The sequence below is a fragment of the Thermostichus sp. MS-CIW-25 genome, from assembly GCF_054060015.1.
Genome location: NZ_JBSSCS010000054.1, coordinates 1 through 14,823, shown reverse-complemented (window position 1 = coordinate 14,823; position 14,823 = coordinate 1). Strand labels below are relative to the sequence as shown.

Sequence of the window (14,823 nt, the reverse complement as noted above, 5' to 3'; positions counted from 1 at the left end):
CTCATCCAGGTTTTGTCCCAGTACACTTATATGGAGGCGGGCTTTCCTCCCGGCACCAAGCCTGCGGCTATGGTGCGGGCCTCCAGCCCGAAAATTGGTGAAATTTACCAACGATATTGAAGTTAAGATCGACGCCACTACCGGCAATATTGTCGATATCGACGACTAGCACCCAGGAGATGCCCCCTGCATAGGCGGGGGTGAGCGTTGCCGGAAAAGGCTGTAGCTGCTACTGCTTGATGAAAAAGTAGCGACCTTGAGAACTGCGAAAGCTGGGTTGTGCAAAGGTCAGGGATCCCTTTCCTTTTGGGCATGGGGAAAGCGTCTACACGGTAGCTGCCTGATGGCTGAAGCCGGTTCGACAGCTGGCTAGGGACAGGTGGTGGGGTCAGGCTGAGCTAGAATGCTGTCTATCCGTCTTGCTGCTCCCCCTGATGGACGACCCCCCTTTAGCCTCGGCGGCTACTTTCCCCAACACTGAGCTTTCGTGGGGAGATGCGTCGCTTAGTCTCCTTTGGGTCATCGGTCTTCTGGTCATCAACGCTTTCTTTGTCGCAGTCGAGTTTTCCTTGGTATCGGCGCGGCGCTCCCGCATGGTGCAGTTGGCGAGCGAGGGAAACCGCCAGGCGGCAATTGTGCAAAAAGCCCAGGAACAACTGGAATATGCCCTCTCCACCACACAGTTGGGCATTACTCTGGCCAGTGTATTGCTGGGCTGGATTGGAGCCACCCAAGTTTCGCCCACGCTGTTTTTGGCCTTGAGCCGCTTGGACTGGTTTCAGGGTGTGGATCCGGCCCTTATGCAGGGGGTGGCGGTGGTAGTGGTGTTTTCGCTGCTCACCTATTTTCAGATCGTGGTAGGGGAGCTGATCCCCAAGACTCTGGCCATCCTCTATTCCGAGCCGATTGCGCTCAAACTGGCCTGGCTCAACCGCTTGGTAAGCCGCTTCCTCCACCCTTTTGTCGAGCTGCTCCGCTTCTCCTCCCGCTGCCTGCTGCGCATCTTGGGCGTCCGCATCCCCGAGGCCACTTCCTTTTACAGCACCATGACGGTGGAGGAGTTGCAACTGCTGATCGCCTCGTCGGTGGAGTCGGGCAACATCGAGGCGGAAGAGCGAGAGCTGTTGAGCAACATCTTCGAGTTTGGCGAGACGGTGGCCAGCGAGGTGATGATCCCGCGTACCAGCATCGACGCGGTGCCGGAAACTGCAACGGTGCAAGAGGTGCTGGCGGAGGTGGCGGAATCGGGGCACTCCCGCTATCCGGTCTTTGGCGAGTCTTTGGATGACATCCGCGGGCTGATCCACGTTAAGGAGTTGATCGGCCAGTTGGCCAAGGGATCCATAGATTTGCACAGCCCCATCACCAACTTCATCCGCGAGGCCCACTTTGAGCCGGAGAACAAGCCGATTGCCGAACTGTTGCCCGAAATGAGGCAGCACCACTGGCCGATGGTGGTGGTGGTGGATGAGTTTGGCGGCACGGCGGGCCTGATCACCATTCAAGACTTGGTGGAGGAGATTGTCGGCAAGCTCTCCGATGGCCCGGATCCCAACACCAAGGAGCCGGACATTCAAGAACTCGACGAAAATACCTTGCTCATCCAGGCTCAGCTAGATATTGAAGAGATCAACGAGCGCTGTGGCCTCAACCTGCCCCTGCACGAGGATTACCAGACGCTGGGGGGCTTTTTGATCTACCACATGCAGAAGATCCCACGTGCTGGGGAAAAGTTCACCTACCAAGACATGGAGTTTCAGGTGGTGCGCATGGAGGGGCCACGGGTGGATCGGGTGAAGGTAGCCCGTCGTTCTGGCACTCCGGCAAACTCCCTGCCGCTGCTCCCCCCGGCGCAAACGGCAAAAACCCGTCCATAAACCTGCTGGAGAGGACTAGGCCGTTGCTTTGACCACCTTCAGGGTTTGTAGGCGCACATCCTCTGGGCCGTTGATAAAGCCTCCTGCCTCATGCACCAACAGCAGATAGTCCACCGCCTCTTGGGTCACCTCTTCTCCCGGCACCAAAATCGGGATCCCAGGTGGATAGGGGGAGATGATCTCGGCGCAGATATGGCCCACTGCTTCTTGGAAAGGCACCCGCTGAATGGGAGCAAAAAAAGCCTCCCGGGGTGATAGCCGTTGTGGTGGCAAGCAAGGACGGGGCAGTTGTGCCAGCCGCTGCATTTTTTCCATTGCCGCTCTGGATGGGCGGGATCCCTGAAAATGTTGCGACAGGGCGGCGAAACTTTCCACCAGGCGGTCAATGTCTCGCTGGGTATTGCCGATGCTGACAATGAAGACCACATTGTGCAGGGTGGACATCTCCGGCTGCACGTGGAAGTGATCGTTAACCCAGTCGTGAGCGTCGAAGCCGAACAACCCCAGCTCTGTCACCGTTACCGTGAGACGGGTGCGGTCGAAATCGAAAAAACCAGGGGTGGAGCCGATACGCTCTGGGCCAAAACAGCGCAAGCCGGGGATGCGGTTGAGACGGGCGCGGGCTTGATCTGCCAAAGCCAAGGCTTGGCCCAGCAGGGCTTCTCCCTCCAGTGCCATCTGCCGCCGTGCCACATCCAGCGACATCATCAGCACATAGCTGGGACTGGTCGATTGCAGCAGTTGCAGAATGTTGCGCACCCGGTTGGGGTCGATACGGGATCCCTTGAGGTGCAGCATCGAGGCCTGGGTCATGCCGGAGATCACCTTGTGGGTGGACTGCACCACCAGATCCGCACCGGCTTCTAGGGCCGAGATGGGCAATTGCGGATGAAACCCAAAGTGGGGCCCGTGGGCCTCGTCCACCAATAGCGGTAGGCCATGGGCATGGGCGATGGCTGCCAGAGATTCCAGGTCGCAGCAAACCCCGTAGTAGGTGGGGCTGACTACCAAAACGCCTTTGGCATCGGGATGCTCCGCCAAGGCCCCCTCCAAACCGGCTGGGGTAATCCCGTGGGCAATGCCCAGCTCCGGGTCAAAATCCGGCTCGATATAGGCCGGCACCGCCCCAGAGAGGATCACCCCGGCAATGGCGGATTTGTGGCAGTTGCGCGGCAAGAGGATCTTGTCTCCCGGATCGCACACCGCCATCACCAGCGTTTCCACGCCGCAGGTGGAACCGTTGACCAAAAACCAACTGCGATCCGCTCCATAAGCTGCTGCCGCCAGCTCCTGGGCCTCTCGGATCACGCCATCGGGGTCGTGGAGGTTGTCCACCTCTGGCAGCTCGGTCAGATCTGCCCGGAAGACGTTCTCTCCCAAAAAGGTCCGCAAGTCGGCAGGGATCCCACGTCCCTGTTTGTGGCCTGGCGTGTGAAAAGGAGCCTTATCCAAGCTGCAATAGTGGCGGATGGCCTCAAACAGAGGTGCTCGCTCCTGGGCTTTGCGATCCAGCGAGCGCAAGCAACGAGAGGTTTTGGACAGATTGGACAGAACCACAGACCACTCCTCAACACACCAGGTGGGCATTTTGTGATTATCCATCCCAATGGAGGCTAAGTCCACCGCTGGCGCTTTTCCTGCTAGCCTGGGTTTTCAGGTGGCCTTTCTTCTTCTTCTGCAATCTTGCCTGCGATGTTCGAGAAATTGCCCTTCCCCGTCAGTACCCTCGTTTTGTTGGCCGGCGTTGCCGCCACGGCTTGGGGCTTTGCCCACTACAACGATCCCACCCTCAATCTCATCGGCCTGTTTGCCGGGATCCCCTTGCTGTTGGGAGGGATAACCATGAAGGTAGTGGAACTCAAGCCGGTACCTGCCCTGGCCGCCCCTTCTCTCGAGGTGATCCAAGCCCGCGCCCAGCAGGCCACGGAAATTCAAAAGCAAGTCCGCGCCGATATCACCAAATATAGCTACGGGGCTAATGCCCACCTGGAAGATGCCCTGGAGTTTCTGGGTCTGCGCGGCCCTCTGGAAGCAGATCTGCCCAAGGTGAGAGGGTACAGAGAAGAGCTGCGAGATGGCCGGTATACCTTGGTGCTTCTGTTCGATTCCCCCAAGGTTCCCTTCCAACAATGGCAGGAAAGCTACCAGAAAAAAATGCAAGGCTTCTTTGGCCGAGATGTGGAGGTGCAACTGGAGCAGCCCCAAGAAAATCAGGTGGAATTGGCGCTTGTTGCCCGAGGTGGATCCCTGACCACCTGAGCAAGGCTTAACCTTCCACCTCATCTGTCAGTTTCACGACTTTTTCACGGGTCGGCTCTTAGAATCAGAGCATCTCATAGGGAAGGTGTGTTGAGGACTGAAACACTAGAGGAAGGATAACCAGGGATCCCATTGGCTGGGATCCCTATTTTTTTCCATCGAGGGGGCGGGAAAGAATTAACGGGATCCCTCTCTGAGCAGCACAAGGATAACCCCGGCAATGATGCTAATCGTGGCTCCTGCGATCAAGCTGGTTGCCAGCCGCTCTGGCCGCTCCCCAACCGATTGAGCAGTGTCGAACTTGAAGCCCAACTTATCGACATCGGCGGAAAGTTTGCTGACACTTTGGGAGAGGTTATCCACCCTGTCGGTCAGGCTATCTACTCGGTTAGTCAGGTTGTCTACTCGATCCGTGAGGTTATCCACCTGCTCGGTCAAGCTATCCACCCGGTGAGACAACCCATCGACGCGCCCCAGCACTTCCCTCTGCTGGTTCACCAAAACTTCTACAACACGCTCAATCCGGTCTAGCCGATCCTCTGTGGGGGTTGTCATCAAATTGATCTCGTAGGTTCCTAATCTTAAAGTAAACAAACGAGCAAGGGATCTTTGTTGGTAAAGACTCTCCAGCCCATCAGGCTAACTCTTATGGGCCTCAGCCGCTTGATCCTGAATAATCCAGGTACGCAGGATTTGAATTTCATCAGCGCTCAAGTAACCTAGGCGATCCATGCCAGTGCCGTTGCGACGAATATAGGCCAATTCTGGGGATCCACTGCGTCCGATAAAAGATCCGGGAGACTCTCTTTGAGGGTCACTCACAGGGGCCCTTGGCATAGGTCCAGATCCCTCCCCTCCCTGGAACAAGAAACTCAGGGCATCCACGTCTGGGGATCCCCCTCCATTCAAAGGGATCCCTGCAGCTCGCTGGATGACAGCATGACGAGCTAACCAACGCGGTTTGAGCAACTCGCTATTTTCCGATCCCGGCGTTACATAACGCATCACCGCAGCATAGCTATCCAAGGGGCTGCGCCGCATCCGACCAGCCCGCTGATGACAGCCTACACAGCTAGCATCCAGTAGAGGTTTAATATCTCGCTGGTAGGTGTATTGAGGTTCAGTGCGGAAAGTCAATTCTATGGGCTTTTGTAAATCCAGCTCTTCCGCTGCGGGCAGGAGCACCCTGTAATCGGTGCTGTAACTGAGTAGCTGTAAAGGTTGAAAGATCAGCTCGTTTCCCCGAATGTCAAAGGCCACCTCCACAGGGGGCTGAATCCCAAAGGCTAGACCTGTTATTCCGGCGGGAAGCTGTCGATCAAAACGCAGATGGATACTTTGGTCAATTGGGATCCCTCTTTGGCCATTGGAAGGATTGCTGGAGACCAATGTAGTTCCATTTGCAGAGGGAGCAGTAAACTCTACCTGACCCTGCTGCACCGGTGCTCTCGGTTGTAAAAGAGCCAACGCATCGGGATAGAAAGTAGTGTGTTGCTCCAGTTGGCTAGGTGAGGGGTTCTGCTGCCAAACGCTGCGAGGCATTCGCACGGTAAACAGAGGAGCTTGCCGATCCCCGGCTTGTCCTAGTACTTCCAAGGTGATCTCCTCCGGCTGCGGCTGCGCTTGGAATTGTTGCGCCAAAGCTCGCCAAACCAAAGGGCGTGATTGCTCGACTAGCTGTGGATAGCTCTGACCCTGGACTGGTAGAGAAAGGCGATGGGTTTGCGACCACCCTGTGTCAATCGAAGCCAGCGCCCCAGCCAGAGCCAAGCTCAGCAGCAGGGATCCCAGTCTCAACCAAAATCGGCAAGAAAAGCTTGACCTTAGCATTTAAACCAAGATGTCTTTATAGGAAGGTAACTAGCTCAACAGGAAGAAAGCGGCTTGCAGCGATAAAGATTTTCCTTCAGTCCTCCAAAATTGTCGGCGTAATTAGGACTACAATTTCAGTTCTCTCATTTATCGTATTTTGCCTACGAAAAAGAGAACCCAGCAGAGGAATCTCAGAAAGCAGTGGAACCCTGTCAACAGATACTCGATCCTCCTCTCGTATCAAGCCTCCCAAAAATAGGGTTTCTCTGTCTTTCAGTCTGGTTTGCAAAGTTCCAACAGAACGCTGGTTCAGCAAGCTAATTACGGTGCCATCTGCCAAAGTAACTTGGCTACCGATGGATGAAATCTGAGGAATGAGATTTAACGTAACATAGCCATTATCGTCAATCCTAACATTTTGAATAAGCAAGTTAACTCCTGCGTTTCCCTTCTCGAAAACAACTACTGACTGGCCTGTTGCGGGATCCGTTTGTATTCTCCTGTTGGTAATGACTTCTTGGCCAACCACAACAGCCGCACCGGTGTTGTTGGCAACGACTACTTTTGGATCGGCCAATATCTTAGCTGTCCCCGAAGCAATAGATGCATCTATACGAGCTGCAAGAGACTGCTGGAGCCGGTTTAAAGTATTAAATACAAGTGAGCCCCCAGTTGCTGGAGCCGGAACCGAACCAACGTTAGGAACTGAGGATCCCTCGGGTTGGCTAAGAGGAGTTCCACCAAAGCTGGTATTATCTCCAGAACCCAGCGCAAAGTTTCCAGATGCACCACCTAATGCAACTCCTAAGTCAGAGTTGTCGTTAAGGTTAATCTCGATAAACCTGGCGCTAATCAAGACCTGTCGACTTCTGAGATCAATTTGGGCAAGATATGCTGCTATTACGTCATGTTGGGTAGGTGTGGCAACAATAGTCAGTGAATTCGTTCTTGGATCTGCTTGAATGGCCGATTCCTGAGCCAAAGGAATGTTTGATGCTTCCAAAATGGCTAGAATTCTGCTTCTAATTTCACTCGGAGTAACACCTAGCTGCCTAGCCGTGATTTCAGTTGTTCCACCTCCACCTGCGGCACCGGCAGCAGTTAAATCAAAGTTTTGGATCTCCTCTTCGATTCTCAGTTGATTGAGTCTGTACGTCCTGACGATCTGCTGGCCAACCCCAGGGAGTGTAGTACCAATGAAAACTGTTTGCCCTACGCGAGACGCTTGAAGCTCCTTCAAGCGCAAAATAAAGTTAAATGTTTCTTGTAGAGGTGAGTCAGCTACATCTAGGGAAATCGTCAAGTCCGGAGGCACATCATTGAGAACTACATTAAGCCCAGCTCGACGCACCAGTAGGCTTAACACATCACCTACAGGAGCATCTCTTAAGGTCAAAGTGATCTTGGCATTTGAACCCAAATCCACCGGGGGAGGAGCTGGAATAATACTGCCAACGGCAAGATCTCCAGCCGGGGGAGCCATTGCTCGACCTTGAAACGGAGAAACATCAGGATTGACAACCCCTGGCGGCAGTTGGGGTTGGTTGAGCTGGTCCACAGAAGGCACCTGAGAAATCACGGGTGCAGCAGGAGCAGCAGGTGTGGGAGGAGCCGCTTGAGCGGTCGGCGGAGGGGCAGGGTTTTGAGCGACCGGCTGGGGGGCAGGGGCAGAAGCTGTTGGCTGAGGAGTAGGAGCCGTGGGTTGAGGTCGGGTTGGGGATACCGGTTGACTGGGCACTGCAGCCACTGGAACCGGTGGGGCAGAGGGTAGGCCCTCAAAATCGAAGACCAACTGCGTCGGGCTGCGCCGAGCCAGCAAGCCTTGGGGAGCTGCGGCCACGCCGGCTATTTCTATCCGCACACTGTCATTGCCTAGTTGCTTAGCCTCGATGAAACGCACCCCCGGCAAGGGAGACTCTTGACGATAGCGGCCTTGGCTCCCACTCAATTGAGCATTGGTGATGTCCCCGATCCAAGATTGTCCCTGCTGGGTAAAGAACACCTGTGGGCGAGCGCCCCCTTCGGTGTTGATCTCCAACTGCATGCGGTTGCCGTTGGGCACCAGGCGGATATCTGTGATGCGGCTGAGGCGTTGCGGGTTTGCGGAGGTCAACTGTTGAGCGGCTGCCTCATTGACCCGGCTTTCTAAGGCCAATGGGGGCAGGGACAGGATCAAGCCCAACGCACACCCATAAGCAACTCGACGGTTCATCATCCTCACACCTCACTCCTTCACCCAGTCGTATTCTTGCTTCACCTCGCCACGGGTGCCTTTGGCCTCGTTCACCCCGTGCTTCCCTAATCAAAGCCGAAATCTCGGACTTTGCCACTACCTGTAGCCGTTTCGGAAGAAATTTTTCCCAGATCTTCGATTCGGCAACACTATCCGTGCTGAACCGGCGGTTGTTCCCGTCTTCTGAAAACCAGAGGGGATCCCGCACTGGCAGGATCCCCCCCTGAGTCAAGGCATGGCTGGGCTACTGACCAGGTGCCGTTTGCCCTTCAGGTGGAGGAGCAGTGCCCAACGGAACGTCTTTGTTGTAGATGTAGGCAATCAAATCAAAAGCAGCGTCCAGTTCCCCTGTGTCTTGAACAGGATTTAAGCTGATGTTGCTCACCCGGAACAGCGTGCGCAGACGTTCTATATCTCCCATCAGATTGATCAGCTCCGTATAGGGGCCACGCAGAGCGACACGGGTGGTCTGCACTTGGATGGCGGGAGCGATGATCCCAGGCACTTCCGGATTGGCCGAAGACGCTGGAGTCAGTGGAGAAGGGCTAAAGCTGCGCAGCTCGCTGTTGGGCTGCCCCTGCACCAGCCGGTTGAGATCCAGCAGTTGCGTGTCGGCATTCTCGGGGGTGGAGAGCAGGGCACTGATCTGTTCCCGCTCCACGCGAGCTCTCTCGACCTGATTGGGCACATCTTGCAAACTGGCAATCTGGCTCTTTATGTCCTGCAACTGGGTGGTTTTGTTGGCTACCTCCCTTTCCAAAGCCTGTACCTCCTCGATCAAGGGGCGAAGTTGGGTGAAGGCCAGAAACCCCGCCGCGCCTAGCCCTGTGATCCCGATTAAAAGACCAATTCGAATGGGGGTCAGCTCCACGCCCAGCAGTACCGGCGGCCCTGCCGGGGGAACCACCAGTTGTTCGTCGGGAAAACCTTCAACCGATCCAGTCATCAGTTCGCCTCCACTCGACGCAAAATGCGGATCTTTTCAACCAAGCCTATCGCTCCCCGCTGCTCCAGCTCGCGGGTAAATTCTGGGTCGGGATCCCCCAGGGTACGGATGGTTACGGTTATGCCGTAGGTGACGCTGGGCTCGGTTAGGTCTGTGCCGTCCACCCGGGAGCTGCTGTTCAGGACGGCGCTGGTAACAAAGTTGGAATCCAGCAGGGTGAGCAAAAAGTCGTTCACCAGGGGAAAGTCCAGCGCCCCTCCTTGGATATTGACGGTATCCCCGGAAGCGCTGATGTTGGTTATCCATACCCCCTGGCCGGGGATCTTGCGCCGCAGCTCTTCCAAGATGGCCGACCAAGGCTGGACGGATCCCAGAAAGGAGCGGAACCCTTCCGTTTGGGCGCGAATGGTTTGCAGCTCTTGATTGGCATTCTGCAGCTGGGACAACTCAGCATTGGCTGTGCTGAGCTCACTGTCAAGGCGAGCCCGCTCCGCCCTCAAGGTTTCTCTCTGGCGGGAAAAGCTGTCTTGGAAATACCAAAAAGCTCCCATCGCTACAGCAGCAACAGCAACCCCCAGGCCAATGGCCGGGATCCAATTCTGGGATCCCTCTGCAGCCTCAGCTGCGACTACTGCTCCCCCACCTGTTCGAGCTGTGGTGAGGACATCCGGCCTTTCTTTGAGGAAATTGATCTCTGGTGTGTACATCTCTTTAACCGCCTTGTGCGCTATTCCATCGGTTGGGCGAGCTTGCGCTGCCTGCTGCCGCTACTTGGTGTCTTCCCGTAACGCCAACCCCAGGGCCACTCCCATTGCTGGGCGTTCCTCCAGGGGCAGTTCCACTGAATCCGGCACGACAATGTTGCCAAAGGGATCCGCCAACTCCACCGCCACGCTCAACGACTGAGATAAGAAGCCGTCGATTTGGCCGATGCTTGCCCCAGTTCCGGCCAGCAGTACTTTCACCACAGGCGAGCTGCTTTCTGTGCTCGTAAAGAAGTCGATGGAGCGCCTCAGTTCATCCGCCAAATCGGAGACAACGCGCGTTACTGCTGCTACACCGGGATTGCTGGGCGCTGGCTGTTCTCCCGTGGCCAAAATATCGGTGGGGTTGATCAAGGGTAACCTCAGAGTTCGCAACAGGTCGCCGGTGCGGCTAAGCGGCAGATTCAGGGATTGGGCCAGCACCTGCCGCATGTGGATGGTGCCGATGTTGACGGTGCGGGTAAATTGCGGGATCCCGTTCACCAAAATGCTGATCTCGCTGCTGTCGTAGCCGATGGAGCTGAGCAACACGGCCTCTTGGGGGCCGTACTGGGTTAGCTGATCGCGGATGGTGCGAATGAGGGAGAAGCTGGCCAGCTCCACACAGCGCACCTGCAAGTTGGCCACCTGCAGCACCTCCAGGTAGTTGTCCACCACCTCTTTGGGGATGGCCACCAGCAAGACTTCGATGCGCTCAATGCCATCCTGGGAAAGATCGAGACCCAAGGGCTGGTAGTCGACATCCGCCTGATCCCGCGGATAGGGAATGTAAAGTTCGGCCTCCTGCTCCAAAACCACCCGGCGCAGCTCATCGGCAGGTAGGTCGGCAGGCAGGCGAATGAGACGAACGATGGCCTCCCTTACGGGCACTGCTGTGGCTGCCGGCAGGTTGGTGGGTACCTTGTTTTCATTGAGCAAATTCATCAGGATCAAGCCAACTGTGCTCGGATCGAGGATGCGTCCTTCGACCATCGCCCCTTCTGGCATGTCCACGCTGTGGTAGTGGGCCAGACGATAGCGACCATTGCCCTGCTTTTTCAGTTGGGCAACGGCGATGCGCTCGGGGTTGATGTCCACCCCAAGCATGGTTCGGGTTTTGGAGCCACCGAAAAAACTAAACACGCCGGGAAACCCCGCCCTTTGCGCTACTGCTAGAGGCATACTACCCAATTTGTAGGTGGGTTACCACTGTTCGCCATTGGCCGCGGGGAAATCCTTGTCTGGGCCGATCCCTCCCTGCCAGCCGCAAGTGCAGGGCTTGCGCGGTGTTGAGCGGTGTTGGAAATTCGCTTGACTCAACGGGTCTGTTGCCGCGCCCACTCACGGAACTGTTGTAACCGCTCACAACCCTTCTTCCTCGAGGGCCTGGACGTTTTGCACAATCCGGGAGAGCTCGTTTTTCTCATCCACATTGATGCGGGTCGGGGATCCGCTGATGATGCGCTCGTAGCCCCGGAAGGAATCGCGGATTTGGATGCCCGCATTGGAGATCAGGTACTCGCGGATCCCTTTGTCGTGCCAGGATCCCCGCATTTTGAAGACGTTGAGGGCGCGGGCCATTTCTCCGCGGATCTCCACGTATTGCAGCAGGATAATCGTGTCGGTGATGGTGGAAATATGGGATTCGGTGATGGAATGGGATCCCATGAATTGGTCGGTGGTGTTGGTGAAAAAGCCGGTGATCTCCTCTTGCTTGGCCAGGCCGGTTACCCCGATTACAAACTGGCGGAAGGCATTTTGGCTCACCCCCCGCGCCAGCGCCGACAGGGAGTCAATGGCCATGCGGGAGGGCTTGAAGGCCATCATCTCGGTTTTGATCTTTTGCAGATGGTCTTCCAGGCCGGCAGATTCTGGGTAGGCGCAAATGATCTTGAGGAGGCCCCGCCGCTCGAACTCTTCCAGCTCAATGCCCCAGGAGGAGGCGTTGCGGGAAAGCTGCGCCCGCGACTCTTCGTAGGCAAAGAGAATGCAGCGTTCCCCATCCAGGCAGCCCCGCTCCAGGAATTTGCTCACCAGCGAGGTTTTGCCCGTGCCGGTGGCGCCGGTGGCCAAAATAATCGAGTCCTTGAAGAAACCGCCGCCGCACATTTCGTCCAGCTTCTCGATGCCGGAGGAGACCCGCACGTTGGAGGAGCGCTGGGTCAGTTGCATGGCTCCCAGGGGGAAGATGTTGATCCCGTCATTGGTGATGGTGAAGGGATATTCCCCCTTCATGTGGGTGGTGCCCCGCAGCTTCAAGATCTCGATGGTGCGCCGCCGTTTCTCTCCTTCCAGGATGTTGCGTAGGATCACCACGTTATCGGAGACGAATTCCTCTACGCCGTAGCGGGCGATGGGGCCGTACTCGTCGGTGCGCTCCGTGGTCATGACGGTGGTGACGTTGGCCTGCTTGAGGCGGGCCGTCAGGCGGAACAGCTCCCGCCGCACCACACCGGCAGGGTCGTATTGCTGAAAGATGGCTGTCACTGAGTCGATGGAGACCCGCTTGGCTTTGTATTTGCGAATGGCGTACTGGATGCGCTCGATGAGGGCCGACAAATCAAAGTTGCCGCTCACCTCATAGCCTTCGGGATCGGGGGAGGCATCCAGGATAAACAGTTGGCCCCTGTCGATGAGGGCCTGCAGATCCCAGCCAAAGCTGGAGGCATTGCGAATGATATCGGCGGGGGTTTCCTCGAAGGTGACGAAGATCCCCGGCTCTTGATACTTCACGATGCCGTTGTAAAGGAACTGCATGGCAAACAGGGTTTTGCCGGTGCCGGAGGTGCCGCTGACCAAGGTGGTGCGTCCCAGGGGTAGCCCACCGTGACTGATGTCTTCAAAGCCCTCGATGCCCGTCTGTTTTTTGGGGATCCCTCGCAGCTCTGAGAGATCCGCCCGGTGGTTGTCTGGGGTTGGTTCGGTGGAGTCCTCTGCGGTGTTATCTTGTGGCTTTTCTGGCTCAGAAGGCCCCAATGACTGGTTCATCCCACTCTCCTTGCTCCTACAGCCTGTCTCAAGCCTCTTCGTCCAATTCTTCGTAGAGCAGATCCAGGCCGATGAGCACTTTCTCGCGGTTGGACAGATCGCCAATAATCTTCCGCACCGGTGGCGGCAGGATTTTGGCCAAGGTCGGCGTTGCCAAGATCTTATCTTCCTCTGCCAGTTGCGGATTTTTCAAGACATCGATCACCTTCAGGGTGTACACGCCGCGGAACTCCTTTTCCAAGATGTCTTGCAAGGTGCTGAGGGCACGCAGAGAATTGGGGGTGTTGCCCGCCACGTAGAGCTTGAGAACATAGGCTTTGCGAGTGGACATATCTAAGGATCCCTTGGAGCGGTTTTGGGAATGGAGCGGCGGTACATTTCGCTCAGGTGGGCCATCACATCGATCAGGGTAAGGCGGTAATCCAGCAGGATCTCTTCGCTGCGGCCTTCCAGCTTCAATTGTTTGGCAAAGTCTTCCATCAAGTTCATGTGCAGCTCCAGCAGTTGAGCAGCGCCGATATCGGCAAAAAAGGCCAAGGCCACCAGCTCGTCGATGCGGGCATTGACGGTCTCGGGAGATTGAAAATAGTCCAAGACGATTGCCTGGTAAAGGTTACGCAGCCGTCGCATGAGGGCTTGCTGCTCGTGGGGCGGGAGGCGACGGTAAAACAGCTCTGGGTCACGATGATAGTACACTCCGGCGTAGCCCAGCCGTTCCCGCAGTTTCTCCGCCAGCCGTCGCTGTTGTTGGTTGCTGTAAGCCAGGTAGGGCTGATCGCTGGGATGCACTGGGCCCTGCGGGAGGCCGCAAGTGGGAGACATCTGCAGAAACAAGGCGATGGCCCGATCCACCAGCAGCTCCAAGACGGAAGGGGATCCCGAAGCGGTACAGTCGGCCCGCACCTGCCCCTTCAGCTCCTGTGGCGAAATGGGACGGACGAGGGTGGCGTTGTGGTAGAAAAACTGCTCTCGCTTGAGCAATGCTTTCACCAAAGATGAGGTGGCAGGGATCTCTCCTTCCGTCTCCGGTGTTTCCTTTTGCAGGTGGGATTCTTCCAGCACAATCGCCAACACCGTCGGCAGCAGCAGTCCCCACGCGCAGAGCTGATTGCCCAGATCGTGCAGCTCTTGCAGCCGAGTGGGATCCACCAGGAGCACCAAGCAATCGACATGGCCGTCTTGTCTCCTGAGAGCCTCTAGGAAGGTAGCTTGATCCTGAAAACACTCGACAACAAAGCGTTCAGGGGGTAGCCAGTCCTCGCAAGCTAGGGGCTCTCCTGCTGGCGGCTCCCAATCCAGCAACAGGTTGATGCGCAGTGGATGGGTGTCAGGCAACAAGACAAAGGATGAAGATATATTTCCTATCTTAAATCTGACCGGGATCCGCGCTCACCGGCCAGAGGAAAAGAGCAGGAGCATGACTCTAGTCAATGATACGCTGGACTATACTGAAAATAATGTACAGTATGTTCAGTATAGCTGCTTGGTATGGCTAGGTATGTAAAACCGAGAGAAGCGGCAGATTATTTTGGGGTGCGTCTCCACACTTTGAGGCGATGGGAACAGAAAGGCTGGATCCATGCAGTACGTACACCATCCGGTAGGGCAAGAAGGTATGACCTCGACAGCTACATCAGAGCGCCCAAAAAGGACAAACGAGTCGTTTTGTACGCCCGAGTCAGCGGTCGAGGGCAGAAACCAGACTTGGAGAGACAGATTGCAAGACTGGTTAACCTCTATCCTGGAGCCGAAGTGGTCGGAGAGGTTGGCGGCGGTCTCGACTTCAAAAGACCGAAGTTCCTTGCCTTATTGGAACGAGTCCGTGCAGGAGATATCGGAACGATTGTGGTCGCTCACCGGGATCGACTCTGGGATCGACTCTGCCGGTTTGGATTTGAGTTCGTTGAGTGGTACTGCCGTCAATACGGCTGCGAAATCTTGGTTCTCGATGACGATCACCTTTCT

Annotated in this window: 13 protein-coding genes; 3 read left to right on the top strand and 10 right to left on the bottom strand. The window is 56.2% G+C overall.

All coding sequences use genetic code 11. The features are described from left to right. Nucleotides 1–434 precede the first annotated feature (434 nt). The gene (locus tag ACVWZ1_RS13365; RefSeq protein WP_457503663.1) at nucleotides 435–1,877 is read left to right on the top strand and encodes a hemolysin family protein; all 1,443 of its coding nucleotides are present in this window, start codon (nucleotides 435–437) and stop codon (nucleotides 1,875–1,877) included. A gap of 15 nt (nucleotides 1,878–1,892) precedes the next feature. Here the strand turns inward: ACVWZ1_RS13365 and ACVWZ1_RS13360 are convergent, their stop codons facing one another. Then, nucleotides 1,893–3,434 carry an aminotransferase class I/II-fold pyridoxal phosphate-dependent enzyme gene (locus ACVWZ1_RS13360; protein ID WP_457503662.1) on the bottom strand — a complete coding sequence of 514 codons (1,542 nt, stop codon included), beginning with the start codon at nucleotides 3,432–3,434 and terminating at the stop codon, nucleotides 1,893–1,895. Nucleotides 3,435–3,569: 135 nt separating this feature from the next. On the opposite strand from ACVWZ1_RS13360, the gene ACVWZ1_RS13355 reads away from it, so the two are divergent. Next, on the top strand, nucleotides 3,570–4,136 hold the full coding sequence (locus ACVWZ1_RS13355) for a DUF2854 domain-containing protein (RefSeq protein WP_457503660.1): 567 nt from the start codon (nucleotides 3,570–3,572) through the stop codon (nucleotides 4,134–4,136). Nucleotides 4,137–4,313: 177 nt separating this feature from the next. On the opposite strand, the gene ACVWZ1_RS13350 is transcribed toward ACVWZ1_RS13355, so the two are convergent. From ACVWZ1_RS13350 to ACVWZ1_RS13310, 9 genes are all read right to left on the bottom strand, one after another. Beyond that, entirely contained in the window at nucleotides 4,314–4,691 is a 378-nt protein-coding gene (locus tag ACVWZ1_RS13350; RefSeq protein WP_457503659.1) for a hypothetical protein, read from the bottom strand. 84 nt (nucleotides 4,692–4,775) lie between these two features. Further along, nucleotides 4,776–5,933 carry an Ig-like domain-containing protein gene (locus ACVWZ1_RS13345; RefSeq protein WP_457503658.1) on the bottom strand — a complete coding sequence of 386 codons (1,158 nt, stop codon included), beginning with the start codon at nucleotides 5,931–5,933 and terminating at the stop codon, nucleotides 4,776–4,778. 109 nt (nucleotides 5,934–6,042) lie between these two features. Beyond that, entirely contained in the window at nucleotides 6,043–8,124 is a 2,082-nt protein-coding gene (locus tag ACVWZ1_RS13340) for an AMIN domain-containing protein (RefSeq protein ID WP_457503656.1), read from the bottom strand. Nucleotides 8,125–8,425: 301 nt separating this feature from the next. Continuing rightward, nucleotides 8,426–9,127: a hypothetical protein gene (locus ACVWZ1_RS13335; RefSeq protein WP_414350594.1), complete on the bottom strand. Its 702-nt coding sequence runs from the start codon at nucleotides 9,125–9,127 to the stop codon at nucleotides 8,426–8,428. Then, nucleotides 9,127–9,834, bottom strand: coding sequence for a PilN domain-containing protein (locus ACVWZ1_RS13330; protein ID WP_414387894.1), 708 nt, complete (start codon nucleotides 9,832–9,834; stop codon nucleotides 9,127–9,129). The genes ACVWZ1_RS13335 and ACVWZ1_RS13330 overlap by 1 nt, the downstream gene beginning before the upstream one ends. Nucleotides 9,835–9,894: 60 nt before the next feature. Continuing rightward, nucleotides 9,895–11,013 (bottom strand): type IV pilus biogenesis protein PilM, encoded by a 1,119-nt coding sequence (gene pilM / locus ACVWZ1_RS13325; protein ID WP_457503655.1) that lies wholly within the window; start codon nucleotides 11,011–11,013, stop codon nucleotides 9,895–9,897. Between the two features lie 219 nt (nucleotides 11,014–11,232). Further along, nucleotides 11,233–12,858 (bottom strand): circadian clock protein KaiC, encoded by a 1,626-nt coding sequence (gene kaiC, locus ACVWZ1_RS13320; protein WP_414357428.1) that lies wholly within the window; start codon nucleotides 12,856–12,858, stop codon nucleotides 11,233–11,235. A 28-nt stretch (nucleotides 12,859–12,886) separates the two neighbouring features. Next, the gene (gene kaiB / locus ACVWZ1_RS13315; RefSeq protein WP_457474446.1) at nucleotides 12,887–13,189 is read right to left on the bottom strand and encodes a circadian clock protein KaiB; all 303 of its coding nucleotides are present in this window, start codon (nucleotides 13,187–13,189) and stop codon (nucleotides 12,887–12,889) included. 2 nt (nucleotides 13,190–13,191) lie between these two features. Continuing rightward, a complete protein-coding gene (locus ACVWZ1_RS13310) occupies nucleotides 13,192–14,196 on the bottom strand; it encodes a circadian clock protein KaiA (protein WP_457388389.1) in 1,005 nt (334 codons plus the stop codon). A gap of 150 nt (nucleotides 14,197–14,346) precedes the next feature. Between ACVWZ1_RS13310 and ACVWZ1_RS13305 the strand changes: the two genes are divergently transcribed. Further along, the coding region (locus ACVWZ1_RS13305; RefSeq protein WP_457503654.1) for an IS607 family transposase at nucleotides 14,347–14,823 on the top strand (477 nt) is incomplete at its 3' end.

Coding starts and splice junctions, on each gene's coding strand:
- ACVWZ1_RS13365 (WP_457503663.1), top strand. CDS start 435: ATGGACGACCCCCCTTTAGCCTCGGCGGCTACTTTCCCCAACACTGAG.
- ACVWZ1_RS13355 (WP_457503660.1), top strand. CDS start 3,570: ATGTTCGAGAAATTGCCCTTCCCCGTCAGTACCCTCGTTTTGTTGGCC.
- ACVWZ1_RS13350 (WP_457503659.1), bottom strand. CDS start 4,691: ATGACAACCCCCACAGAGGATCGGCTAGACCGGATTGAGCGTGTTGTA.
- ACVWZ1_RS13335 (WP_414350594.1), bottom strand. CDS start 9,127: ATGACTGGATCGGTTGAAGGTTTTCCCGACGAACAACTGGTGGTTCCC.
- ACVWZ1_RS13330 (WP_414387894.1), bottom strand. CDS start 9,834: ATGTACACACCAGAGATCAATTTCCTCAAAGAAAGGCCGGATGTCCTC.
- kaiC (WP_414357428.1), bottom strand. CDS start 12,858: ATGAACCAGTCATTGGGGCCTTCTGAGCCAGAAAAGCCACAAGATAAC.
- kaiB (WP_457474446.1), bottom strand. CDS start 13,189: ATGTCCACTCGCAAAGCCTATGTTCTCAAGCTCTACGTGGCGGGCAAC.